Source organism: Pragia fontium, assembly GCF_900638655.1.
Lineage (GTDB): Bacteria > Pseudomonadota > Gammaproteobacteria > Enterobacterales > Enterobacteriaceae > Pragia > Pragia fontium.
The window spans coordinates 481,076-506,521 of the sequence record NZ_LR134531.1 but is presented as its reverse complement, the minus strand read 5'-3'; the positions used below and the strand labels follow the sequence as shown (position 1 = coordinate 506,521).

The window sequence follows — 25,446 nt, the reverse complement described above, 5'->3', positions numbered from 1 at the left end:
GAAAAAATGATGAAATATTCCCTCGGGCCACTACTTTATTATTGGCCCAAAACCGAGACAGAAGCCTTTTATCACGCGGCAATGAAAAGTAGCGCTGATATTATCTATTTAGGTGAAGCCGTTTGCAGTAAGCGGCGCGAAATGAAGGTTAACGATTGGTTGGCACTGGCTAAAACGCTAGCCCAATCAGGCAAACAGGTGGTGATATCAACGCTGGCCCTACTGGAAGCGCCGTCAGAACTAACCGAACTTAAACGCTATATTGAAAATGGCGAGTTCCTGATAGAAGCAAATGATTTAGGAGCGGTGAATATGGCCGCTGAGCGTGGCCTTCCCTATGTCGCTGGCCCGGCGCTCAACTGCTATAACGCTTATGCTCTGCGTTCTCTATATAAGCAAGGGATGATGCGTTGGTGTATGCCAGTGGAACTCTCCCGCGATTGGTTGGTTAACCTGCTTAATCAGTGTGAAGAATTAGGTATCCGTCACCAATTTGAAGTGGAAGTGTTTAGCTATGGTCATCTACCACTGGCCTACTCAGCACGCTGCTTTACGGCTCGTTCGGAAAATCGACCAAAAGATGATTGCCAGACCTGTTGCATTAACTACCCAACCGGCAGAAATGTCATTTCGCAGGAGAACCAGCAAGTTTTTGTGCTCAACGGTATCCAAACGCAAAGTGGCTATTGCTATAACCTCGTTAATAATCTGTCAGAGATGGAAGGATTAGTCGATATCGTGCGTCTGTCCCCTCAGGGCAGAGAAACGCTGGAGATAGTAGACCAGTTTCGCCATAACCAAGACGGTACATCACCAGTTTCTCTGGCAAATCATGTTGATTGCAACGGGTACTGGAAACGTATTGCCGGGCTGGAGCTGGTTCAGGAATAGGCAATAGCAGAAAAGCCCATAACATATATTATGGCCCCCACAGACATCGAGGTGTGCGGGGGCCGTTTATTTATTGCATCAACATCAATGATAATTCAGCGCTTTCAGGTAAACGGTAAAGGGGTAATCGTTTAGGTTCTATCTCCGCTTTGCCCTTTGCTGTCGCTCCCTTGGTTTTGGTTAGTGCAGCCTTAGCCGGTAAGGTGATTAGGCCATTGGCGATAAAACTGCCCTGAGTTTCCGGTTCTAATGCGGCAATCACCAGATTCGCCAGTGGCTGCTTTAACGGTATATAGTAATAGCCTTCATCCACCGGTAACTCTATATCTTCAACTCGTGTCGTTACCTGAGTCATGGTATTACCGGTTGTGCCAACGCTGCCAGTCACGTCTTTTTTACGCGCATCTTTCTGTTCTGTGAGGCTATATTGTTGCGCCTTTATCTTTTGTGCCTGATTAACTCTATAAACTTCAACCCCCAAAGCCTGAAGCTGCTGAGCCGCCTTTTTCTCCGCTGGTGCTAGCAAATAAGCATAAGGACGGGAGCGAGTAATCACTGGGGTAATATTTAACGAGGAGTTCCAGTCTGCCTCAACTTTTACTCCATCGGCGGTTTTCGCATCGATCATCAAAATGGTGTGCTTTTCTGGAGTTGCCTTTCCCTTAACCACAATGGCGCCCTGCCCGGCTTCATTCGAAATATCCTTACGAATATCACGTCCCAATTCAATCAGCTCTTTACTGTTTTTAGCCGCCGTTTTAACAATAGTCTGCATCGCCAGTAGTTGGGTATATACTCGACGAGCATAATGGGCTTTACCTAATCCTACCCCACGGTTTTCCAATAGAAACGAGACCGAGTTACGCAGCCCGGCAATATTACGCAGGGTATCGGCACCAATGCCGCCCATTGATAACGTTTTATCCTTCATGTTATTTTTGTCAGTGGTGTAGTACCAAGAGTGGCTTAATCCATTGGTTTCAAAAATATTCACGATGCTTTCCCGGAAAGGCTTCTCCATCGTTTTCGCCAATCGGGGCGGTAAATTGTTGGTGGTCGCCTGTTGTAACATCGCATCATAACGCTGTACCGCACCAAATTTCTCTACCCAACGCCCCGCCACGCTATATTCATGACCATCCAACACAACATCTGGCTGATACTGATTGAACACCTGAGCAATTGCCCGACTTTCCGGCGAACTTAGCAATAAATGATCGCGGTTAAGATTAATACCGTTGGCCAGATCGCGACTAAAGCTTTCAGCGCCATCAGGATTAGCCCGTGGAATAATCAACACGTTAACCCGGGAAAGGACATCCCCTTCTTTCCCTTCGGCTAAACTTTTAGCATAGGCTAATGCGGCCTCTCCCGGTGCGGGTTCATTACCGTGTTGTAGCGCCAGAATCAGCACGGTTGGTTTGCCATTTTTTAATAGAATTTCCGGCGTTACGCTTTGTGAATCAGAAAACACCAGTAGCGGAATATTATTTCCCTTTTGAGATTGCCCAATGATGCGCACTTTTAATGAGTCAGACGTCTTCGTCAGCTGATTAATAAAATCTTCCATTTCCCGTTGAGAAGTAAAATCTGTTTTGTCCGCAGCAAAAGCAGGCGTTCCCATATCAATCTTACTGGGCTCCGGGAACTGTTTCACGATAGCGGGAATTTCACGATAATCTTTCGCAGGATCGTAATTTGCCAGCGTGTTTGCAGGGAAAATAACCATGCCAAGTACACAGGGGAACAGTGCAGATAGCACAGTACGGGAAAAACGCTTCATTGAATGTCTCCAGAAAAGAAAACAGTATCCATTGTCAGTTTCACTAACTGCCCGATGCTCACAGGAGCTAATCATAAGTCTATTATGACTTCCGGTAACCCTAAAATTGCGCAATCAGCGTCGAAACGCGCTGATTTACACAGACATTACTTAACTACTTCATACCTACTTCACATAACCACCGCAATATTACGCCCAGAACTGCTTTACCCTTAGTTATTTATGCTTGTAGCGTGCATTTTCATCACAGGACGTTTCATTATGCCAACCGTTGTTACCCATGCTGCCGTTCCCCTTTGTCTGGGTTTAGGATTAGGAACAAAGAACATCCCCCCTTCGCTTCTGCTGGCTGGCGTTGCCTGCTCTATGGTGCCCGATCTGGATGTTATCGCTTTTAAATTTGGTATTGCCTATGCCAATGCTTTTGGTCATCGGGGCTTTACTCATTCGCTGCTGTTTGCTTTTGCTCTGCCAACGCTGGCTTTACTATTAAAGCGCTGGTTTAAGGTAGGATATTGGCGAATCTGGTGGTTCCTCACCGTTTCTCTACTGTCGCACAGCGTACTGGATTCATTAACCACCGGTGGAATGGGCGTTGGCTGGTTATGGCCGTGGTCACAAGAACGATTTTTTGCACCGGTTCAGGTGATTAAAGTTGCCCCGTTCCAACTGGCTCAATACCTTAAACCGAACGGTATTGCCGTTATCCAATCAGAATTACTGTGGGTATGGCTGCCTGGTATCGTGATGATGATTGGGTTAATTATGTTAAGAAAACAACCGGTACATTCGCCGCTCAATCATCAGCATAATCTATCTCAGCAATAGTCTTCCTTAGCCACACTAAAGATAGGGTGATTTCTGGTGAATAATATCGAACTTTTTTGCCTCACCCTCTCTTTTAACCTACCACTCGCCAATTCAATCGCCTTTTAGTTTATAAAATAAAAATCAGCAATAAATACCATTAAAAGATTTTTGATAGTAAACTAGGGGTTCACTCCCCTTAAAGCAGACATTTACTCCTGATTACCTAAAAAAATCAGAATCATTAGCTCAATTAAACAACAACATCCCCATATCATTTAATGACAATGATTTAATCATATTTACATATTTATAACTTTTCCATAAAATTGCCCCCACAAACTGGGCCCATTGTCTTTTGATGGGTTTTTAATACCACAAAGCGCTTATGTACTTTGTCATGAGGTCGTTCAATGAGACTCAAACAATGCAATAAGTTTTCTAAGGTGTTGTTGCTCGCGATTGCTGGCTTACTGCTCAGCGGCTGCGACATGGCACTGATGAATCCAAAAGGGCAGATCGGGATGGAACAACGATCCCTGATAATAACCGCCATCGTTCTGATGTTAATTGTTGTTATCCCTGCTATTTTTATGACTTTTCTTTTCGCATGGAAATATCGCGAATCCAACAAAAACGCTAAATATACGCCTAACTGGGCCCACTCAAATAAAATTGAGATGGTAGTTTGGGGAATTCCCTGCGTTATCATTCTGGTACTCGGGGCATTAACCTGGAAAAGTACTCAGGAACTCGATCCGCGTCAGCCAATACAAAGTGAAGCGAAAACCATTACCATTGAAGCCGTGTCGATGGATTGGAAGTGGTTATTCATCTATCCGGAACTTGGTATTGCCACCGTTAATGAGCTCTCTTTCCCTGATAACGTGCCGGTAAAATTCAAAATTACCTCAGACACCGTGATGAACTCTTTCTTTATTCCTCGTCTTGGTAGCCAAATCTACGCGATGGCCGGTATGCAAAACATTGTGCATTTAATTGCCAATGAGAAAGGCGTATATCCGGGTATCTCGGCTAACTATAGCGGTAAGGGATTCTCCGGCATGAAGTTCAACGCTATTGTCACTTCTCAGGAAGATTTCGATAAGTGGGTTGAAAAAGTTAAACAGTCTCCTAATCAGCTACAATGGGTTGATTACAATCAACTTGCCAAGCCAAGCGAAAACAATGCCGTTGAATACTTCTCGACAGTTAAGCCTGGTCTATACCTTGATATTATTAATAAATATATGGGTATGGATATGAGCAAGCACTCACATCATTCAGGAGCCGAGGAATAAACGATGTTAGGAAAATTAACACTTGATGCGATTCCTTATCGTGAACCGATTATCATGGGTGCCGTTGGCTTCATTATCATCGGCGGAATTGCGCTTCTTGCACTGATTACCTATTTTGGTAAATGGAAGTGGCTTTGGAACGAATGGCTGACCAGCGTCGATCATAAAAAAATCGGCGTGATGTATATTCTGGTCGCGATGGTCATGTTACTACGCGGCTTTGCCGATGCCATTATGATGCGTACTCAGCTGGCGGTGGCAGCAGCAACCAGTGGCGAAGGGTTCCTCCCGCCGCATCACTACGATCAGATCTTTACCGCCCACGGCGTTATTATGATCTTTTTCATGGCGATGCCGTTCGTTATTGGTTTAATGAACATCGTTGTACCGTTACAAATCGGTGCCCGTGACGTTGCCTTCCCATTCCTTAACTCCCTAAGCTTCTGGCTGTTCGTTGCCGGTGTGGTGTTAATTAACATCTCACTTGGGGTGGGTGAATTCGCCCAAACTGGTTGGTTGGCTTATCCGCCGCTTTCAGGCAAGGTTTATAATCCGGGGGTCGGGGTCGATTACTGGATATGGAGCTTACAAATATCCGGGGTTGGTACGCTACTCACCGGGGTAAACTTCTTTGCCACTATTCTGAAAATGCGTGCACCAGGCATGAAGATGATGCAGATGCCGGTCTTTACCTGGACTGCGCTGTGTGCCAACGTACTGATTATCGCCGCGTTCCCTATTCTGACCGCAACGATAGCCATGCTAACCCTCGATCGTTATCTGGACTTCCACTTCTTTACCAACGATCTTGGTGGTAACCAGATGATGTACGTTAACCTGATCTGGGCCTGGGGCCATCCGGAAGTTTACATCCTGATTCTCCCTTGTTTCGGTATTTTCTCCGAAGTTGTTGCCACGTTCAGTAAAAAACGCCTGTTTGGTTATACCTCGTTGGTGTGGGCTACTGTAGCCATTACCATCCTGTCCTTTATCGTTTGGCTGCACCACTTCTTTACTATGGGTGCCGGTGCCAACGTTAACGCCTTCTTTGGTATTGCCACCATGATTATTTCCATACCAACCGGTGTGAAAATATTTAACTGGCTGTTTACCATGTATCAGGGTCGTATTCAGTTCTCTACACCAATCCTGTGGACGCTGGGCTTCTTGGTGACCTTTACCGTGGGTGGTATGACCGGCGTACTGTTAGCAGTACCGGGTGCCAACTATGTCTTGCATAACAGCCTGTTCTTGATTGCTCACTTCCATAACGTCATTATTGGTGGTGTGGTGTTTGGCTGTCTGGCTGGATTCAACTACTGGTTCCCGAAAGCATTCGGCTTCAAGTTGAATGAAACGCTGGGTAAATATGCTTTCTGGTTCTGGATTATCGGTTTCTTCGTGGCCTTTATGCCGCTGTACATTCTGGGCTTTATGGGTATGACCCGTCGCCTGAACTACAGCCTACAACCTGAATGGACAACGCTATTGATGGTTGCTGCATTTGGTGCGGTATTAATTGCTATCGGTATTGCTTTCCAGATCCTGCAGTTACTGGTCAGCATCAGAGATCGTAACAAGAATCGCGACGTTACTGGCGACCCATGGGGCGGCCGTACGCTGGAGTGGGCAACCTCTTCACCAGCGCCATTCTATAACTTCGCTCATACTCCGGTAATCAAAGGTATCGATGCCTTCCAGGATATGAAAGATGACGGTACGGCTTATCAACGCCCTGCATCATATGAACCGATTCATATGCCAAGAAACACTGGCGCAGGCGTGATTATCTCCGCATTTAGCGTGGTATTCGGTTTTGCTATGATCTGGGAAATCTGGTGGATGGCTATCGTTGGTCTGATCGGTATGGCTGTGACTTATATCGTCCATACCTTTAATGATGACACCGATTACTATGTCCCTGTGGAAGAGATTGAGAAAATTGAAAATCAGCATTTTGAACAACTCAGTAAAGCAGGGGTGATAAACCATGGCAACTGATACCTTGATCAATCCAAACGCTCATGCCCAAGGGCATGAGCACCACGATCACGACCATGACAGTGGCGCCAAAACCGTTTTCGGTTTCTGGATCTACCTGATGAGCGACTGTATTCTGTTCGCTGCCGTTTTCGCCACTTACGCTGTATTGGCCACCGGCATTGCCGATGGCCCATCAGGCAAAGACATTTTTGAACTGCCTTATGTTGCGGGTGAAACAGCCTTACTGCTGTTAAGTAGCTTTACCTACGGTATGGCTATTATCTCGATGTATAAAGGTAACAAAAGTCAGGTGGTCGGTTGGTTAGCCATTACTTTCCTGTTTGGTCTCGGCTTTATTGGCATGGAACTTAATGAGTTTCATCTGCTGATCAGTGAAGGCTATGGCCCATCACGCAGTGCCTTTTTATCCGGCTTCTTTACTTTAGTGGGTACTCACGGACTGCACGTGACGCTTGGCCTGATCTGGATGGCCATCATGATGATTCAGGTATCAAAGAAAGGGTTAACGCCAAAGAACAACGCCCGCTTAATGTGCCTGAGTTTGTTCTGGCACTTCCTGGACGTTATCTGGATTTGTGTGTTTACCGTTGTTTATCTGATGGGGAATATCTAAATGAAAAATACCGCTGTAGATGCTTCCGGCGCCAGCCATGGTTCCGTTAAGTCCTATCTTGTCGGATTTGTTCTTTCGGTTATTCTGACGGCTGTGCCTTTCTGGATGGTGATGACCGGTGCTGCGGCACCGGCGACCTTAGTCGTCGCGATTTCGCTGTTTGCCGTAGTACAAATTGTGGTTCATTTGGTTTACTTCCTACATATGAACACAAAATCAGAGGGCGGCTGGAACTTTGTTGCCCTGATATTTACCGGATTGATTATTGCCATTGTCGTTGTAGGTTCACTATGGATTATGCATAACCTTAACACCAACATGATGGTTCACTAAGAGCTACTCAGATGATCAAGAAATATCTGTTAGTCACAAAACCGGGAATCATCTTTGGCAATATGATTTCAGTTATCGGGGGATTTCTACTCGCCTCCCAAGGCAACGTAGATTTCTCCCTGCTGTTTGCTACTGTCATCGGCGTTTCTTTAGTCGTCGCTTCCGGCTGTGTGTTTAACAACTACATTGACCGAGATATCGATTGTCTGATGGAGAGAACTAAGAACCGCGTTTTGGTTCAAGGTCTGATTTCCCCCTCGGTGACTATCGTCTATGCCTGTTTATTAGGCATAGCCGGCTTTGCCTTACTTTACGTCTACACCAACCTGTTAGCCGTAGAGTTTGCACTGCTGGGATTCGTGGTTTATGTCGGTCTGTATAGCCTGTATCTGAAGCGCAAATCCGTATATGGAACCTTGGTCGGCAGTCTGTCTGGTGCCGCACCTCCGGTTATCGGTTATTGCGCGGTCAGTAATCAGTTTGATATGGGTGCACTATTGCTGCTGGTTATTTTCAGCCTGTGGCAAATGCCTCACTCTTATGCCATTGCCATTTTCCGCTACAAGGATTATCTGGCAGCGTCGATACCGGTTCTGCCGGTTAAACGCGGCATTTCAGTGACCAAAAATCATATTACGCTATATATCATCGGCTTTATCATCGCCACCCTGATGCTGAGCATCAGCGGTTACGCAGGCTACAGCTATCTGTTTGTCTCTGCGGTAGTCGGTATTGGCTGGCTGGTAATGGCACTGGCCGGATACACAACCTCGGATAACCGAATTTGGGCCCGAAAGCTGTTTATCTTCTCCATTATTGCTATCACCACATTAAGCATCATGATGTCCGTTGACTATTCTCAGGCCATGTCATCGGAATCATTATTGACGCTTATTCGTCCGTAAAATACTGGGAATATCGTTCGTTGTTACTCAACAACTCTCGATATTCCCTATTTTTATACCAATCATTGCGATTTTTCTTAGAAAAACAAAGTATTTTGTCACGCCAGCAACTATTCTATCCACCGTCAAATCCCCATAATAATTAAAACCGCTGATGGGAAAAGTAGAATAATAGATGGCTCTCGTTGTTCAGTTCGGGAGTCAAAATAGTGTTATTTGAGGTGATATGAACGATTATAAAATGGCCCCGGAAGAACTTAGAGCTACATGGGGGCTAGGTTTAGTTTTCTCATTGCGCATGCTGGGCATGTTTATGGTTCTGCCGGTATTAACCACCTACGGCATGGCGCTGGCCGGTGCCACCAAACCACTCATCGGCTTAGCTATCGGTATTTACGGCCTGACTCAGGCTATTTTCCAGATCCCCTTTGGTTTGATCTCCGATCGCGTAGGTCGCAAACCACTAATTGTCGGCGGACTACTTATTTTTGCTATTGGCAGCATCATTGCCGCACTCAGTGATTCCATTTGGGGCATTATTCTTGGCCGTGCCTTACAAGGTTCCGGTGCCATTGCTGCCGCTGTGATGGCTCTTTTATCCGATCTCACCCGAGAACAAAACCGTACCAAAGCCATGGCATTTATTGGCGTTAGTTTCGGTATCACGTTTGCTATTGCCATGGTACTGGGCCCTATTATTACTCATGCTTTTGGTCTGAGTGCCCTATTCTGGGGAATTGCCGTGCTGGCGCTAACCGGTATTGTCCTGACCCTCACCCTAATTCCTAATCCTTCCGGGCATGTATTAAACCGCGAATCAGGCATGGTGAAAGGCAGCTTCAGTAAAGTGCTACGCAATAGTCGATTGGTGAAGTTAAATATTGGTATTTTGTGTTTGCATACGCTATTGATGGCCACTTTTCTAGCCTTACCGGTCGCGATGGAAAATGCCGGCTATATGCCTGCCGATCACTGGAAAGTGTATCTGGTGACCATGCTGGTTTCTTTTATCACCGTTGTACCCTTCATCATCATTGCGGAAAAAAAACGTAAGATGAAGCAGGTATTTTTAACCTGCGTAGCTCTGCTTCTTATTGCAGAGTCTATACTTTTTGTCAGTGGACAACACCTGTGGGTAATGTTTGCCGGGGTTCAGCTCTTCTTTGTTGCTTTCAATATCATGGAAGCCATTTTACCCTCTCTGATTAGTAAAGAAGCGCCAGCTGGCTATAAGGGCACTGCAATGGGCGTCTACTCAACCAGTCAGTTCATTGGCGTCGCTATTGGCGGAAGCCTGGGCGGATGGCTATTCGGCTTTAACGGTACCAGTGCCGTCTTTTTGGGCAGCGTGGTACTTTGCGTCCTGTGGTTGGTGCTTAGTACAACCATGAAGCAGCCGCCTTATGTCAGCAGCCTGCGTATTGAATTACCTCCATTAGCGCTAAAAAATGTCATGTTGGAAAGGGATCTAAAAGTCCTCGATGGCGTTAATGATGTGATCATCGTGCCAGAAGAACGATCAGCCTATATAAAAATAGATTCAGATAAAACCAGTCGTGCTAAGTTAGAACAGTTAATCAGTTCGTATGATACTCAACCGGCATAATCCGGCGGAATAAACTATTAACAACAATAGTGGAGATACCAGTATGTCTAACTCTTCCAGCGTACCACTTTCCGTTCTTGATCTATCGCCCATTATTCAGGGCGGCACTATTCCTCAGGCATTTAGCCGCTCGAAAGAGCTGGCGATTCAGGCTGAACGTCTTGGCTATCACCGTTACTGGATGGCTGAACACCATAATATGGAAGGCATTGCCAGTTCAGCCACCTCAGTGTTGGTTGGTTTTATTGCCGGTGCCACATCCAGCATTCGCGTTGGTGCCGGTGGGGTCATGCTGCCAAACCACTCGCCATTAGTTATCGCTGAACAATTCGGCACGTTGGCATCACTCTACCCCGATCGCATCGATTTGGGGCTGGGACGTGCGCCAGGTACCAATCAACAGACCTCACAGGCTTTGCGTCGGAACGACCACGATACGGTAGAAAACTTTCCCAGTAACGTTGTAGAGCTGCAAGGTTATTTTGCTGATGAGCAACCAAACCAGCCGATTAAAGCCATTCCGGGTCAGGGCTTGCAGGTTCCGATTTGGTTATTGGGCTCCAGTCTGTATAGCGCACAGCTGGCGGCAAAAATGGGATTACGCTTTGCCTTTGCCTCCCACTTCGCCCCAGATATGATGTTGCAGGCGATAACGTTATATCGCAAAGAATTCCGCCCATCCGCCAATCTGTCTGCGCCTTATGCCATGGTTTGCGTCAATGCGATTGCCGCAGATACCACGGAACAGGCAACATTGCTGTTTACCTCTTTACAGCAGCACTTCATCAATATGCTGCGCGGTACACCAGGTCCGTTACCGCCTCCGGTAGCCGATATCAATGACATCGCCGCCAAGCATGAGCTGTACAGCGCCAATCATACGTTAAGCCTATCGATTGTTGGCGATTCAGACAGCGTACGTACCGGTTTACAGAATCTGATTAATGATACCGGTGCCGATGAAATTATGATTAACGGTCAGATTTTTGATCATCAGGCGCGCATCCGCTCTTTTGAGCTTATTGCCCAGATTCGTGCTAACTTAGTTCGATAATAAATTGATTAATAACAATAACAATTAGCTTTACCTTGAAGTGACTTATTAAACCAATATGGAGAATCTGGTGAACCATGAAAATTATTATATTAGATGGTCATACGCTAAATCCCGGTGACATCTCCTGGCATGACATTGAACAGTTAGGTCAGGTCACCGTTTATGAACGCACCCCAGAGGAATTAATTGTTGAACGTATTGGTGATGCAGAAATCGTACTCACCAATAAAACACCGCTAAATGCACAAACGCTGGCACATTGCCCGAACCTCAAGTTTATTGGTGTTCTGGCAACCGGTTACAATGTGGTTGATATCCAGACCGCGCGCCAGAGAAACATCATTGTCAGTAACGTCCCCAGCTATAGCACTATATCAGTGGCACAGCTAAGTACCGCTCTCCTGCTGGAACTGTGTCATCACGTTGGTGAACACAGCAGTGATGTCCGTTCCGGCGGCTGGACTAACAGTATCGATTTCAGCTATTGGCACTCTCCACTGATTGAATTAATGGGCAAAAAACTGGGGTTAATTGGTTATGGTCGTATTGGTTCAGCCTTTGCTAAGGTTGCGCTGGCGTTAGGCATGGAGATTCTGGTTTATACCCCAAGTCAAAACAAAAGCATTGAACAGCCCAATATACGTGTGGTGAGTCTTGACCAGCTACTGGCGGAATCTGACGTTATCAGCCTGCATTGCCCACTGACCGATCAGAATACCGGTATTATCAACCAAAGCAGTATCGCTAAAATGAAAACCGGCGTGATGTTAATTAATACTTCACGCGGTGGTCTGATTGTCGAACAGGATCTGGCCGATGCTTTGAACAGCGGCAAAGTTGCCGGTGCCGGACTGGATGTTCTGTCCATTGAACCGCCATCCAAAGACAATCCGTTACTCAACGCTCGTCATTGCATTATCACGCCACATATCGCCTGGGCACCGAAGGAGGCTCGTCTGCGTATGATGGATATTACGGTGAATAATCTGAAGTGTTATATCGCTGGTAAGCCACAAAATGTGGTGAATTAAAACCTATGGTTCAGACCGGGTCGTGATATTCCCAAACGACCCGGTGCTGTTTGACTATTTTCTGATTAAATAGCGAATGGTTGGCCCATCCTGCTGAATGTCCAGAACTTCATAGCCGTGATTTTTGGCATCCAAAGGAATGTTGTTAATAGACTGCGGGCAGTCACTAATCACTTCCAACACCTCACCAGATTTTAACTGCGGCATCGCCTCTAGCGTCGCCACTGCCGGATAAGGGCAAGGCTCACCAACCATATCCAAACGATAATCAGGCACGATATTTTTTACGTTAATACTCATAAAGACTCCTTACTGGTCTCAAGGGATAACTGCTGTGCCGCATTTTTTCTGGCGAAGAAGCGCTTTTCCCACCATAGCATGGCAGCAAAGGCTAGTCCCAGCAGGAGATAAGTCACCAGTAGGCCACCATAGGGGCCGAAGGTATCCAACAGGTTAACTTTGTCGTAATTAGTCGCCAACGCCGGGGCAAAATCATCCCAGAAATAGGCCAGAATGGTGGCACCAATAATGTTACCGACACCAACCCACCAGTAGTGAATCTGCCCTTCTACTGCGCGATACATCCAACCGGTTTCACAACCGCCGGCCAGCACAATACCAAAGCCAAACAGTAATCCACCCAGCACGGCGTTAGGGCCAGCCCACATAATTTTAGGTTGAGCGCCCATTTGTACATAGCTAAAGATACCAACGGCACTCACTGCCATACCGATAATTATCGCTTTTGCCATATGGGTACGTCCGGTAATCCACAGATCGCGGAATGCAGAGGTAAAACAGATTTGAGCCCGTTCAATCAGCAAGCCAAAACCCAGCCCAAACAGCATAGCGATACCCAGTTTTGGACTTTGGGTTATTTCAACCATTCCCCAAATAACAATCAGCAGAAATATCACCATTCCCAGACGAAAACGTCGACGCGCCTGCGTCGGATTTTGGGTTAGCGGTGAAGCCGCACTCACTTTCTGCAATTTGACCGGAATGCGAAACATCGGCAGCAGCGTAAAACGAGCGCCAAAATAAGAACCTACCGCGGTTGCCAGAGCAAAAAACCAAGCGTGCAGGGAAAACTGAGGAATACCTGTAAAGAAAGCGGCCAGGTTACATCCCATCGCCAAACGGGCACCAAACCCGGCAATAATTCCCCCCAATACCGCCTGAAAAATACGGATACGGTGTTGAGGTAAACGCAGCTTAATATTATTAGCCCACAAAGCGGCCGCAATACAGCCACCAAACATGCCGATAATCATCATACCGTCGATACGATCCAGCGGGGTCCCTTCAAAGCCAATTACTTTGAAATAGCCCCACTCATGAGGATTCGCGCCAAACAACTGCGCCAAATGACCACCCCAGCGAGTAAATTCACCGGTAACTGCCCAGAATGTGCCGGTCAGGCCGAAGTAGTAAGTCGAGAGAATACCTGCCGCAATAACCGCAGGAAGGGGTGCCCAGAACCTTATCAGGTATTGGGTTTTAAAATCTTGCCAACGCATAGATCTCTTATCCTTGAAAAAATTATTTTTGATAAATAATGTTCTCAATAATGATAAGCCAATCTTAATCAGGAACAGTATCAGCACTTGCCAGCCTAAACGGCGACAAACAAGATAAGAATTGACGTATTGCAGTATTAAGTAACGAAATACGCTTTGTTGAACAAAGCCGCGACATTTTACTCAATCAGCAATAAAAATGCTGTTATTTTTAACGGGTATTCCCGCTACCAATAGCTAAATATAAATAAAAAAGCCCCGGTAATAACATTAACCGGGGCCATAACCTGCTTTCAGCAGGATAATTTTTATCGATTACTTAAGCAGTTCAACCACTTTATCGCTGAAGTAGTCTACGTTAAGTACGTAATCCTGCCCCATAATCTGACCGCGACCATACCAGTTGATACCACCTAACTGTAGGCTCAAACCTTGAACATCGTAATGGAACAGATATCCGGTTGAGCTGTTAAAGGTAAACTGGTTATTCTGCATTTGTAGCAGATTAAATTGTAGGCCATTTTGATAATGGATCTGAACGCGTTCCAGATAAACCGGTGCCAATACGCCAAATAAGCGGCAGACTTCTGCACGATAGCCTTCAACAGTCAGGCCTTCCGGCAATGAGCCAGCAATCAGCGCAAACAGATCGGAGTTCGCTAATGCGATAGCCAGTTTAGTGGTTAATGAAACCGTTAGTTTTTCCTGATTGATGGAAAACTCAGGGCCAGCATCCTTAGCTTTAGGCTTAGCCTCTTTTACTGGCTCAAGAAACTCTCCCAGGTTTGGGGCAATTAATACGCTACTGGCAATATATGCTGCGCAAGCCGTTGATTGTTCCGCGCGCTTCTCACCTAAAAACAGCGCAAACTCATTGTCTTTGGTGGCTTCAAGTTTATTGTCTTTTAAGTAGCTAGCTAAGTCAGCTTCCGTTTTTTCACCACGGACATATGCACATAATACATTCATATGGCCATCATGACGCCCACCGCCAAAGGTTGGCGCTAATGACATCACTGCGCTTTGAATAATCGGTAACGCAGGGATAGGTAAAATATTTTTTGCTTTCTTCATGTTTGGTAATCCATTAATAGAAGTGATTTATCGGTCTACTTTACAACGAGATCGCTACAGGACATAAATTTTCCATAAAAATGTCCTCAAAGCAGAGAGCTAAGTAAAATACCACACTTATATAAAGTCAAAAAGCACCAGATGAGTTGTTCATCTGGTGCTTTTAACGTTTTATATTAAGATTTTTAGGTGAATCAACCTAAAAATGCTTATTTTAAACTACTCATTACCTGAAGTAGGACGACGACGCGGTGCACTGTTACCACCGTCACGACGTGGGCCGCGGGACTGACCATCACGGCTTGGGCCATTACGATCGCCACGACCTGCTCCGCCACCGAATGAACGACGATCGCCATTCGAAGATGGACGACGATCACCACCACCAGCACCAGCACCGCCGCCATCACGACGACCACCGCCACGGCGTGGTTCACTTGCTGGTGCATCACCAACAAACTGCATATTCAACGGCTTGTTAAGTACACGAGTCTTGGTAAAGTGCTGCAACAGATCGGAAGGCATGCCTTTTGGCAGCTCAATCGTTGAGTGAGTAGCATACAATTTGATGTTACCGATATAACGGCTGCTGATATCACCTTCATTGGCAATAGCACCAACAATATGACGCACTTCAACACCATCATCACGGCCAACTTCAATGCGGTACATATCCATTTCACCCACCTCACGGCGTTCGCGACGAGGTGCTGCATCACGGTCACCGCCGCGCTCATTACGTCCATCACGCTCACGACGACCAAAGCGATCGTTACTACGATCGTCACGGTCACGAGGTTCACGACGCGGACGACGATCGGCTGGTGCATCCGGTGGCAGAATCAATGGACGTTCGCCCTGTGCCATTTTCAGCAGAGCCGCTGCCAATGTTTCGATATCCTGCTCTTCAGCTGGCTGTAGTTTAGCCAGCAGCGCACGATACTGATCCAGATCGCTGCTCTCTAACTGCTGACTCACACGCGTGGCAAACTTCTCTAAACGACGCTTGCTTAACAGATCGCCAGATGGCAGGTCCACTTCAGGAATGGAGATCTTCATCGTGCGTTCGATATTACGCAGTAAGCGACGCTCACGGTTCTCAACGAATAACAGCGCACGTCCTGCACGACCTGCACGGCCAGTACGGCCAATACGGTGCACGTAGGATTCTGAATCCATCGGGATATCGTAGTTAACCACTAAGCTGATGCGCTCAACGTCCAAGCCGCGAGCGGCAACGTCAGTTGCGATCAGGATATCCAGACGACCATTCTTCAGTCGTTCCAGCGTTTGCTCACGCAGCGCTTGGTTCATATCACCATTCAATGCAGCACTGTTATAGCCGCTACGCTCTAAAGCTTCAGCAACTTCTAACGTGGCATTCTTGGTACGCACGAAAATGATCGCAGCGTCAAAATCTTCCGCTTCCAGGAAACGAACCAGCGCCTCATTCTTACGCATACCGTAAACGGTCCAGTAACTCTGACTAATGTCAGGTCTGGTCACCACGTTAGACTGGATACGAACTTCTTGTGGATCGCGCATAAAGCGACGCGTAATACGACGGATCGCTTCAGGCATGGTCGCAGAGAATAGAGCGGTCTGATGTTCAGCCGGAATCTGCGCCATAATCGTTTCAACATCTTCAATGAAGCCCATACGTAACATTTCGTCGGCTTCATCCAGAACCAGACCTTTCAATTTAGACAGGTCTAAGGTTCCACGCTTCAGGTGGTCTAACAGGCGGCCTGGGGTACCCACGACAATTTGTGGTCCTTGACGCAAAGCACGTAATTGAACGTCATAACGCTGGCCACCATAAAGGGCCACGACGCGCACGCCTGACATGTGTTTAGCATATTCGGTGCAGGCTTCTGCTACCTGAACGGCTAATTCACGGGTTGGTGCTAATACTAAAACCTGCGGGCAGGCCATATCAGCTTGAATATTGTTAAGGAACGGCAATGCGAATGCCGCTGTTTTACCGCTACCGGTTTGCGCCATACCTAATACATCGCGACCGCCCAGCAGGTGGGGAATACAAGCCGACTGAATCGGGGATGGTTTTTCATAACCCATATCGGTCAGTGCTTTTAATAAAGGTGCTGATAAGCCTAAATCAGCAAAAGAGGTTTCTATCTCAGACATGTACACGTGCCTCACTAAAAATGGCGGCCAGTCTACATACCTTATTGAGAAAATACTCAGTGATTTTCATTTAAAAGTGTGAACCAGCTCAAATTAGATTAAAAAACGAACAGAAAAACCGCCCTTGTAAGTAGAACCTACTTAGCAAGGTCGTTTAGACGTATTCGTCAGTCTATTTTTTATCCGATTCTGATAGGTCGTCTTGTTCTAGCCCAAACAAGGCTAATTCCAACAGTGCATAGCGGTGCTCAACAAAGTTATGTACATTGTTGGCAACCGTCAGTTTGAACAACGCCACGGCGGTGTTCTTGTCCCCCAGACTCAGGTAATACTTACCTAAATAGAAGTCAGTTTCACTGAGATGCTCAGCGAGCGAAGTGTTATCCGTTGCTTCTTCCTGTAGGCGAGTAATCAGCGTTTTTTCGCTAATCTTGCCAAGGTAGAATTCCACTATATTCCAGCCCCACGTTCCTTTTTCAGCTTTGGCGTAACGCTCTTCAAGCGCTCTTTTTGCCTTGTCTGAATCAATCTCTTTTTCGGCTAAATATAGCCATAGAGATCGGAAAGGATCGTTAGGGTCGTCATGATAAAACGCCTGCAGATCATCCTGCGCTAAAAAGTAGCGACCGCCATAATATAAGGCAATCCCTCGGTTTAAACGCGCATAGTTATAAGTTGGATCAAGCTCTAATACAGAATCAAACGCATCATAAGCAGCATCAAAGTTGCCACCCTGCGTCAGATATATTCCCAAGTAGTTAAATGCTTCTGGAATATCAGGACGAATCATTAACGCCTGCGAAAAGTCGTTTCGCGCCAGTGCCCGTAGTCCAAGACTATCGAACAACACACCGCGTTCGTACAATAGCTGCGCTCGCTCATCACCTGATAATACTTGGCTCGCAAGGATCTGTTCCATACGTGCCAACATCACTTCCTGTTGCAGCGTCGGCTGCAATGGAATTGCCAAAACGCCATATTTACGCCCTTCAAGGCTGCTGCATCCTGTTAACAGGATGGCTGTTGCAACGATGTAGCACCAGCGTAAAATAGGCTTCATTTCAACTCCCGAAGACAAACATGGGATAGGTATCCTACCATCCACTTGTTTTTACACAAGAACTCCCTGTCCCAGTCATACAATCGGTGCTTTATCATCTTCAATAAAGCACCGTGTCATTGCTTACGGCTACAGTAGCGACCGCAATTACTCTTCGGATGCAGCTGGCGCGTCCTGAGCTGGTGCATTCGCTTCTTTAATGCTTAAGCGAATACGGCCCTGACGGTCAACTTCCATCACTTTAACCTGAACTTCCTGACCCATTTGCAGGTAGTCAGATACTTTCTCTACGCGCTTGTCAGCGATTTGAGAAATATGTACTAAACCTTCTTTACCACCAACGATAGAAACGAAGGCACCGAAGTCAACAATACGAGTAACCTTACCAGCATACACGCGATTCACTTCAACATCAGCGGTGATCTCTTCGATACGGCTGATAGCATGTTTCGCTTTGTCGCCGTCAGTCGCTGCAATCTTCACTGTACCGTCATCTTCAATTTCAATGGTAGTGCCAGTTTCTTCAGTCAGTGCACGAATAACCGCACCACCTTTACCGATCACATCCTTGATTTTCTCAGGGTTGATCTTGATGGTGTGAATACGTGGAGCAAACTGGGAAATATCACCGCGCGGTGCAGAAATCGCCTGTTCCATCACGCCAAGAATGTGCAAACGTGCACCCTTAGCCTGACTCAGAGCCGCTTTCATGATCTCGCGAGTAATACCTTCAATTTTGATGTCCATTTGCAGAGCAGAAATACCTTCACGGCTACCGGCTACTTTAAAGTCCATATCGCCCAGATGATCTTCATCACCCAGAATATCAGACAGAACAACAAAGTTTGTCTCGTCTTTAACCAGACCCATTGCGATACCCGCAACGGCAGCTTTAATCGGTACACCTGCATCCATCAGAGCCAGTGATGCGCCACATACGGAAGCCATCGACGATGAACCGTTAGATTCAGTAATTTCTGATACCACACGAACGGTATATGGGAAATCAGCCTGATCTGGCATCACTGCCAGCACGCCGCGCTTCGCTAAACGACCGTGACCAATTTCACGACGCTTAGGTGAACCCACCATACCGGTTTCCCCTACGGAGTACGGAGGGAAGTTGTAGTGGAACAGGAAGCTGTCGGTACGTTCACCGGTCAGTTCATCGATGTTCTGAGCATCGCGAGCCGTACCTAGGGTAGCAACAACCAGCGCCTGAGTTTCACCACGAGTAAACAGAGCAGAACCATGGGTGCGAGGTAATACGCCAGTACGCACATCCAGACCGCGAATCATATCTTTTTCACGACCGTCGATACGTGGCTCACCGCGTAATACGCGACTACGAACAACATTCTTCTCGATGCTGCTCAGCATATCGCCGACTTCGCTTTGGTTTAAATCAGGATTGCCAGCAATCAACGCTTCGATAACGTCAGTTTTGATAACGCCGATTTGTGCATAACGCTCTTGCTTATCGGTGATACGGTAAGCATCACCTAAACGGCCAGCGGCCAGCGCTTCAACCTGTGCATATAGCGCCTGATTGATTTCAGGTGACTGCCATTCCCACTTCGGTTTACCTGCTTCAGCAACCAGCGCATTGATGTTATCAATAACGATCTGCTGTTGTTCATGACCGAACATCACCGCACCGAGCATTTGCTCTTCGCTCAGGAGTTCAGCTTCTGATTCAACCATCAGAACCGCACTTTGAGTACCAGCAACAACCAGATCCAGACGGCTTTCTTTCAGCTCATCCATGGTTGGGTTCAGTACATATTGATCGTTAATGAAACCAACGCGGGCTGCACCAATAGGACCGTTAAATGGAATACCTGACAGCGACAGGGCAGCTGAGGTACCAATCATGGCCACGATATCCGGGCTAACTTGTGGATTCACAGAAACAACGGTAGCGATAACCTGAACTTCATTCAGGAAACCTTCAGGGAACAGTGGACGAACAGGACGGTCAATCAAACGCGCGATCAGCGTTTCACCTTCGCTAGGACGACCTTCACGACGGAAGAAGCCACCAGGGATACGGCCGGCAGCATAAGTACGCTCTTGATAATTTACGGTTAGTGGGAAGAAACTTTGACCTTCTTTGGCTTTTTTCGCCCCAACAACGGTAACAAATACCGCGGTGTCATCAACATTAACCATTACAGCGGCAGTTGCCTGACGCGCCATCATACCGGTTTCTAACGTCACGGTATGTTGACCATATTTGAATTTACGAACGATCGGATTCAGCAAACGATTTTCCTTCATTTTTATGATTAGCCAGCCGGGCATCTTTGCCGGCAGCGGGCTCACTTTAACTTACTCTTCTGACTGCATCCTCGCGACTAATGAAAATATTGTTTAACTAACAAACGACGCCATCACTTTTAATGGCAATTATTGTCAATACTTTCATTAGCCGCGCGAACCTCTGCACCAGAAGCCCCCAAGAACTCATGTTCTATGATACTGCTATTTATCATCTAATCCTAGAAGAAAGGGGCCATAATTGGCCCCTTTCTCCTGAAACTCATCGACTTAGCGACGCAGACCCAGACTGGCAATCAGTTGAGTATAACGTGAGCTGTCTTTACGCTTCAGATAGTCCAGCAACTTACGGCGCTGAGAAACCATGCGCAGTAGACCACGACGGCTGTGGTGATCTTTTTTGTGCTCGGAGAAGTGACCTTGCAGGTGATTGATTTGTGCAGTCAGCAGAGCAACCTGTACTTCAGGTGAACCGCTGTCGTTTGCACCACGACCATACTCAGCAACGATTTTAGCTTTCGCTTCAACGCTTAGAGACATTATAGAACTCCAATTCTTGGGAATAAACAAAACAGGCGCCGATCTCTAATTCAGCCACCCAATACATAAGCCGACGTATACTACTCCGCTCCCCGCCAGATAGCAAGAGAACCGCCTTAGTCCCGGCCAAATAAATTTAGTCAACCGGGTAAGGGAAACGCCCCAAAGGCTTATGTATTCTGGTTAGTATAGTCAATAAATCCATATTAAGAAAAAAGCGTAACAAATAGCCACAAAAAACCATCACTTGCCGCTTTTAATCCAACAGGTTGGCGGGTATTATCTATCGCTCCCTGATATCTGCTATTGGTGGATTTTTGTCAGGGAACCATTGGCCTAAAAAAACTAAAGATAAATTTATTATTAATATGGATTTGGTCAATACTTTGAGTTGACCATAAACTCCTTAAGGAAAGAGAAACATATAATGACTCAACAACAAGACCCACATAATCCCTACACTCCTCCAGAATCCAGCGTTGATGACGTAGCTGTCGCGACCAATAATGAAAACGAAGTCTTTGTACCCGGCGGTCAAGCTGTTCCTGCTGGCGAAGGCGTAAACTGGATCGGCCAGGCATGGAACTTCATGAAACCTAAATTAGGTATGTGGGTTCTGTTAGGCGTGATTCTGTTCGTTATCATGATGATTATCCAGTTCATTCCATTTTTGAATATTCTGGCAACGCTGATCATGCCGGTGTTTATCGGCGGCATTATGGCACTGTGTGAAAAACAGCGTACTACTGGTGAATTCGATCTCGGTCTGCTTTTCTCTGGTTTCCAGAAGAACGCAGGTTCACTGATTGGCGTTGGCGCAGTCATGTTCGGTGTGATGATTTTGTCCCTCATCGTCATGTTCGTGGTGGGTGGTAGCGCATTGTTTGCTTTAGCCATGAGTGCTGAAACTGGAAGCGACCCATCAATGGCATTAACCGGTGCCAGCACAGGTATGATGTTCTTAGCCTTCCTGCTAATGTTTGTTATTTACATGGTAGGTTACGCGTTAACCTGGTTTGCTCCTGCTTTAATCGTTATTCATAACCTGACTCTGGGTCAGGCTATTTCGATGAGCCTGTCTGCGGTTAAGAAAAATATCCTACCTGGTCTGCTGTACTTCATTGTACTGGGTATCGTTATGACGATTTCAGTGTTGCCTTTAGGTTTAGGTCTGTTAATTACTATGCCTCTCATGTTGGCAACCTACTACACCAGCTACCGTAGTCTGTTTATTGCTAACGCCAAGCAATAATTAAGAGATAAAGCCGGGTACGTTGCCCGGCTTTAATATTCTATGCTGGATACCGTTTGTGATATTACTACCCCCGAGTTAATTGAAATCCGCTTACATCCCGCCGGATTTTTACCTCGCGGTTTTGCCTTTCTGATCGATACTGCTCTACGCTGGTGCCTTATCGCTCTGATTGCGATCCCGACACTTATGTTTGATGACGTTGGTCTTGGCCTGTTTTTAATTTGCCTCTTCTTAATTGAGTGGTTTTACCCGGTGTTTTTTGAAGTGTTATTTAACGGAAAAACCCCCGGTAAACGCCTGCTTGGTCTGAAAGTCATACACGATAACGGAACACCTATTGGCCTGAGTGCCTCGATTATCCGTAATTTCCTACGCTTCGCTGACTTTTTCCCGTTGTTCTATCTTTTTGGCCTGATATCGATGTTGGTTAATAAACAATTTCGTCGTCTGGGAGATATTGTCGCCGGCACACTGGTTGTTTATAGCGTTCCTTACACCGCTAAGTTTACCGTTCCTGAAGCTACGCCCATTCCGCCTGATTTCCCACTATCAAGAGAAACCCAAAAAATCGTGGTGACATTTGCGGAACGAACGCCCGGCTTAACCAAACCGCGTCAGGAAGAATTGGCTGCGCTGCTACCTACGCTGTCCCAGACATCCCATACCGAAGAACCTCAGGGAGCAACCCGGTTGATCGGCATCGCCAACTTTTTAATAGGTCGTAAGCCATGAAGCAGGAGCGCTTTGAGGTACTACATCAGGTTGAATGGACGGCTTTTGAGAACTGGCTTAACTATCGTCAAAAGCCGATAAAAAATTATGATGCTCAAACAGCGCAATCCATTTTTGCCAATCATGATATGCCCCACCGCTACCGCAATATTTGCCAACATCTGGCCATTGCCCGTGACCGAGGCTATAGCCTGCTGTTAATCGATCGACTACACAATATGGTGCAGCAGGGTCACGATATTCTTTACAGTGCCAACAGCGGCCTTAGCCAAAGAATGATGAATTATGCCGCTGGGGGATTTGCTGCCGACCTGCGGGCCAATCTACGCTGGGTGATGCTATCCATGTTTCTGATTATGGCACCCTGGATCATTATGATGATTGTCGTGCGATTATGGCCCGACTTTATCTATGTGATTATGTCACCGGATAGCGTGTATCAGATGGATGAAATGTACAGCGGTGATGATGCTTTTGACTATGGTGCCAGCATTCTTCGTGATGCCGGTTCCAACTGGAAAATGTTCGGCTTCTATATTTACAACAATATTAGTATCGCTTTTCAGGCCTTTGCTGGCGGATTGCTGGCCGGATTAGGCACGATTTATACCCTAATATTTAACGGCGTACATATGGGGGCCGTTGAAGCTCGCCTGATCAATATTGGTGCTGGCCGCAACTTCTACTCTTTTGTCAGCGGCCATAGTGCTTTTGAAATTGGCGGTATTATCATTTCTGGCGCAACAGGGCTAAAACTGGGCTGGAGTTTAATCGTTCCCGGTCGTCTAAGCCGTCCCGATTCTCTGAGAATCACCGCCCGTTCAGTATTAGGCCTGCTCTGCGGTAGCGGAGTTATGCTCTTAATCGCAGCGATGATTGAAGCATTCTGGTCACCCCATAACTTCCCACTCGCCATTAAAATTGGCGCAGGCCTATTCAACCTACTGTTGTTGTTAGGCTATTTTATCTTTACAGGGCGTCGCCATGCAGCTTGAACGTTTAGCCATTGTACTGCGCCCCAGACACGCTAATGAAGCCATCGATCTTGGTGTTAGAATGGCCATGCACTGGTTTAAGCCACTGTATGGAGCCTGGTTCTGTTTTACTCTACCGGTTTTGGCTATCCTGTTCAGCCTGACTTACTGGAGTAGCAACAGTTACCTTTTACTCTATCTGCTGGTTTGGTGGATCAAACCAATGTTCGATCGGATAGCGCTGTTTGTCATTAGTCGTGCAGTATTTGGTGACGCACCAACCATTCGCCAGAGTATGCGGGCGATCCCTACACTGCTGTTTAAAACCCGACTATTTCGTGCCTTAACTTGGGCTCGCTTTACCCCCTATCGTTCCCTCACGCTGCCGGTTGATGTACTGGAAGGTGTAAAGGGGCGCAATGCCAGAATCAGACGCCGTTCTATTTCCAGCTATATCGGGATTAACGCCATTATTTTGACCCTCTATGGCATCATTATTGAGCAGATTTTCCCAATTTGTGCGATGGCATTTCTGGCCATGCTCTCCATTGATAGCAATGGTTTCAGTGATGATCTGTTTGATACCTTGACCTTCAACGACTTTAGCTACCTGAGTCAGCTCTCTCTGGGTCTGTACACGCTGGGCATCTTATTGTGGGAACCGATTTATGTTGCCGCTGGCTTTTCTCTCTACTTAAAAAGACGCAGTGATATTGAAGCCTGGGACATTGAGTTACAGTTTCGAAAAACAGAGAAAAAGCGCCACAGCACCACTTCCAGCCTATTTGGTGCCCTGTTTGCCGTTATAACTTTCGGCTTAATGATGCAACCAGCACCATCCCATGCGGGTGAACAATCACTCCGTCAGGAAGCGATTATTCAGGCCCCCGACAGGCTGAATAATATCCTGCAACAGTCGGAGTACGGCGGAAAAACCACCGAAAAAAGCCTGAAATTCTCTGATGAGAAAGAAAAGCCCAAAAAGGAAAAAACCAAGTCGCCCAATAAACCGACGAGCATTAACACTGGCTCAGCCTTTAATGGTGTAGCGAATGTCGGCCAGGGATTCCTTTGGTTTGTACTGGCGTTAGCCATTGCGGTCATTGTTTATCTGATTATTATTCGTTTACCGGTTATTCAGACGAAAAGAAAAACATCGGAGAAACCTCCGGCGCAAATTGCAGGTCTGGATATTCAACCAGAATCCTTACCTGAAAATATCGCCGAAGTTGCTTTAGCCATGATTCGTTCAGGAGATTTGCGTTCTGCCCTCAGCCTCTTGTTTCGCGGTTCCCTCTCGGTACTGGCTCATCGCGATCGCGTGCTGTTTCGCTCATCGGATACCGAGCAGGACTGCATCAGACTGGTTAAACGCGCCAACCTGAGCAGCAGCGCTTTCTTTATCCAGCTCACCCAGCTTTGGCTAGCTCAGGCCTACGCTCACCGTTCACCGGATCTTGCCCGCTTAGAGCAACTGTGTCTTGAATGGCCGACTCACTACGATCATCAATCTCAGTGGGAGGCGAGCTAAT

Annotated in this window: 23 protein-coding genes; 14 read left to right on the top strand and 9 right to left on the bottom strand. The window is 46.7% G+C overall.

Going from position 1 to position 25,446, the window contains the following annotated elements:
• The first annotated feature begins 9 nt into the window (after positions 1-9).
• A complete protein-coding gene (locus EL341_RS02165; protein ID WP_126468228.1) occupies positions 10-891 on the top strand; it encodes a U32 family peptidase in 882 nt (293 codons plus the stop codon).
• Between the two features lie 70 nt (positions 892-961).
• On the opposite strand, the gene EL341_RS02160 is transcribed toward EL341_RS02165, so the two are convergent.
• Complete coding sequence (locus tag EL341_RS02160; protein WP_164720427.1) at positions 962-2,674, bottom strand: M14 family metallopeptidase; 1,713 nt, start codon at positions 2,672-2,674, stop codon at positions 962-964.
• Positions 2,675-2,935: 261 nt separating this feature from the next.
• Here EL341_RS02160 and EL341_RS02155 point away from each other — a divergent pair, with 261 nt between their 5' ends.
• The 9 genes from EL341_RS02155 to EL341_RS02115 all read left to right on the top strand — a co-directional run bounded on the left by EL341_RS02155 (position 2,936) and on the right by EL341_RS02115 (position 12,331).
• The gene (locus EL341_RS02155; protein ID WP_074820470.1) at positions 2,936-3,502 is read left to right on the top strand and encodes a metal-dependent hydrolase; all 567 of its coding nucleotides are present in this window, start codon (positions 2,936-2,938) and stop codon (positions 3,500-3,502) included.
• Between the two features lie 392 nt (positions 3,503-3,894).
• Entirely contained in the window at positions 3,895-4,782 is an 888-nt protein-coding gene (gene cyoA / locus EL341_RS02150) for a ubiquinol oxidase subunit II (RefSeq protein ID WP_047779849.1), read from the top strand.
• A 3-nt stretch (positions 4,783-4,785) separates the two neighbouring features.
• Positions 4,786-6,783, top strand: coding sequence for a cytochrome o ubiquinol oxidase subunit I (cyoB, locus tag EL341_RS02145; RefSeq protein ID WP_047779848.1), 1,998 nt, complete (start codon positions 4,786-4,788; stop codon positions 6,781-6,783).
• On the top strand, positions 6,773-7,399 hold the full coding sequence (locus EL341_RS02140; protein WP_047779847.1) for a cytochrome o ubiquinol oxidase subunit III: 627 nt from the start codon (positions 6,773-6,775) through the stop codon (positions 7,397-7,399). Before cyoB ends, EL341_RS02140 begins: the two co-directional genes overlap by 11 nt.
• On the top strand, positions 7,400-7,732 hold the full coding sequence (locus tag EL341_RS02135; protein WP_074820472.1) for a cytochrome o ubiquinol oxidase subunit IV: 333 nt from the start codon (positions 7,400-7,402) through the stop codon (positions 7,730-7,732). It abuts the gene before it with no gap.
• A gap of 11 nt (positions 7,733-7,743) precedes the next feature.
• A complete protein-coding gene (gene cyoE / locus EL341_RS02130) occupies positions 7,744-8,637 on the top strand; it encodes a heme o synthase (protein ID WP_074820474.1) in 894 nt (297 codons plus the stop codon).
• 226 nt (positions 8,638-8,863) lie between these two features.
• On the top strand, positions 8,864-10,243 hold the full coding sequence (locus EL341_RS02125) for an MFS transporter (protein WP_126466869.1): 1,380 nt from the start codon (positions 8,864-8,866) through the stop codon (positions 10,241-10,243).
• A gap of 43 nt (positions 10,244-10,286) precedes the next feature.
• Positions 10,287-11,297, top strand: coding sequence for an LLM class flavin-dependent oxidoreductase (locus tag EL341_RS02120; protein WP_126466867.1), 1,011 nt, complete (start codon positions 10,287-10,289; stop codon positions 11,295-11,297).
• 77 nt (positions 11,298-11,374) lie between these two features.
• A complete protein-coding gene (locus tag EL341_RS02115; protein WP_126466865.1) occupies positions 11,375-12,331 on the top strand; it encodes a D-2-hydroxyacid dehydrogenase in 957 nt (318 codons plus the stop codon).
• 54 nt (positions 12,332-12,385) lie between these two features.
• On the opposite strand, the gene yedF is transcribed toward EL341_RS02115, so the two are convergent.
• The 8 genes from yedF to rpsO all read right to left on the bottom strand — a co-directional run bounded on the left by yedF (position 12,386) and on the right by rpsO (position 20,953).
• Entirely contained in the window at positions 12,386-12,631 is a 246-nt protein-coding gene (yedF, locus tag EL341_RS02110; protein ID WP_047779841.1) for a sulfurtransferase-like selenium metabolism protein YedF, read from the bottom strand.
• A complete protein-coding gene (gene yedE / locus EL341_RS02105) occupies positions 12,628-13,899 on the bottom strand; it encodes a selenium metabolism membrane protein YedE/FdhT (protein ID WP_232036598.1) in 1,272 nt (423 codons plus the stop codon). Before yedE ends, yedF begins: the two co-directional genes overlap by 4 nt.
• A gap of 267 nt (positions 13,900-14,166) precedes the next feature.
• Positions 14,167-14,925 carry a hypothetical protein gene (locus EL341_RS02100; protein ID WP_047779839.1) on the bottom strand — a complete coding sequence of 253 codons (759 nt, stop codon included), beginning with the start codon at positions 14,923-14,925 and terminating at the stop codon, positions 14,167-14,169.
• Between the two features lie 219 nt (positions 14,926-15,144).
• Complete coding sequence (locus EL341_RS02095) at positions 15,145-17,073, bottom strand: DEAD/DEAH family ATP-dependent RNA helicase (protein WP_074820484.1); 1,929 nt, start codon at positions 17,071-17,073, stop codon at positions 15,145-15,147.
• A complete protein-coding gene (gene yrbN / locus EL341_RS17765) occupies positions 17,066-17,143 on the bottom strand; it encodes a protein YrbN (RefSeq protein WP_114987452.1) in 78 nt (25 codons plus the stop codon). The genes EL341_RS02095 and yrbN overlap by 8 nt, the downstream gene beginning before the upstream one ends.
• A 102-nt stretch (positions 17,144-17,245) precedes the next feature.
• Positions 17,246-18,133, bottom strand: a complete 888-nt coding sequence (gene nlpI / locus EL341_RS02085) for a lipoprotein NlpI (protein ID WP_047779837.1) — start codon at positions 18,131-18,133, stop codon at positions 17,246-17,248.
• Positions 18,134-18,280: 147 nt separating this feature from the next.
• A complete protein-coding gene (gene pnp / locus EL341_RS02080) occupies positions 18,281-20,398 on the bottom strand; it encodes a polyribonucleotide nucleotidyltransferase (RefSeq protein WP_047782455.1) in 2,118 nt (705 codons plus the stop codon).
• A 285-nt stretch (positions 20,399-20,683) separates the two neighbouring features.
• Positions 20,684-20,953: a 30S ribosomal protein S15 gene (gene rpsO, locus EL341_RS02075; protein WP_047779836.1), complete on the bottom strand. Its 270-nt coding sequence runs from the start codon at positions 20,951-20,953 to the stop codon at positions 20,684-20,686.
• Between the two features lie 427 nt (positions 20,954-21,380).
• On the opposite strand from rpsO, the gene EL341_RS02070 reads away from it, so the two are divergent.
• From EL341_RS02070 to EL341_RS02055, 4 genes are read left to right on the top strand one after another with little or no spacing between them, the layout of a single operon-like run.
• Positions 21,381-22,205 carry a BPSS1780 family membrane protein gene (locus EL341_RS02070; protein ID WP_175474928.1) on the top strand — a complete coding sequence of 275 codons (825 nt, stop codon included), beginning with the start codon at positions 21,381-21,383 and terminating at the stop codon, positions 22,203-22,205.
• A gap of 42 nt (positions 22,206-22,247) precedes the next feature.
• Complete coding sequence (locus EL341_RS02065; protein ID WP_074820485.1) at positions 22,248-22,940, top strand: RDD family protein; 693 nt, start codon at positions 22,248-22,250, stop codon at positions 22,938-22,940.
• Positions 22,937-23,935: a stage II sporulation protein M gene (locus EL341_RS02060; RefSeq protein ID WP_047779834.1), complete on the top strand. Its 999-nt coding sequence runs from the start codon at positions 22,937-22,939 to the stop codon at positions 23,933-23,935. Before EL341_RS02065 ends, EL341_RS02060 begins: the two co-directional genes overlap by 4 nt.
• Positions 23,925-25,445 carry a DUF4129 domain-containing protein gene (locus EL341_RS02055; protein ID WP_074820487.1) on the top strand — a complete coding sequence of 507 codons (1,521 nt, stop codon included), beginning with the start codon at positions 23,925-23,927 and terminating at the stop codon, positions 25,443-25,445. The genes EL341_RS02060 and EL341_RS02055 overlap by 11 nt, the downstream gene beginning before the upstream one ends.
• Position 25,446: the final 1 nt, after the last annotated feature.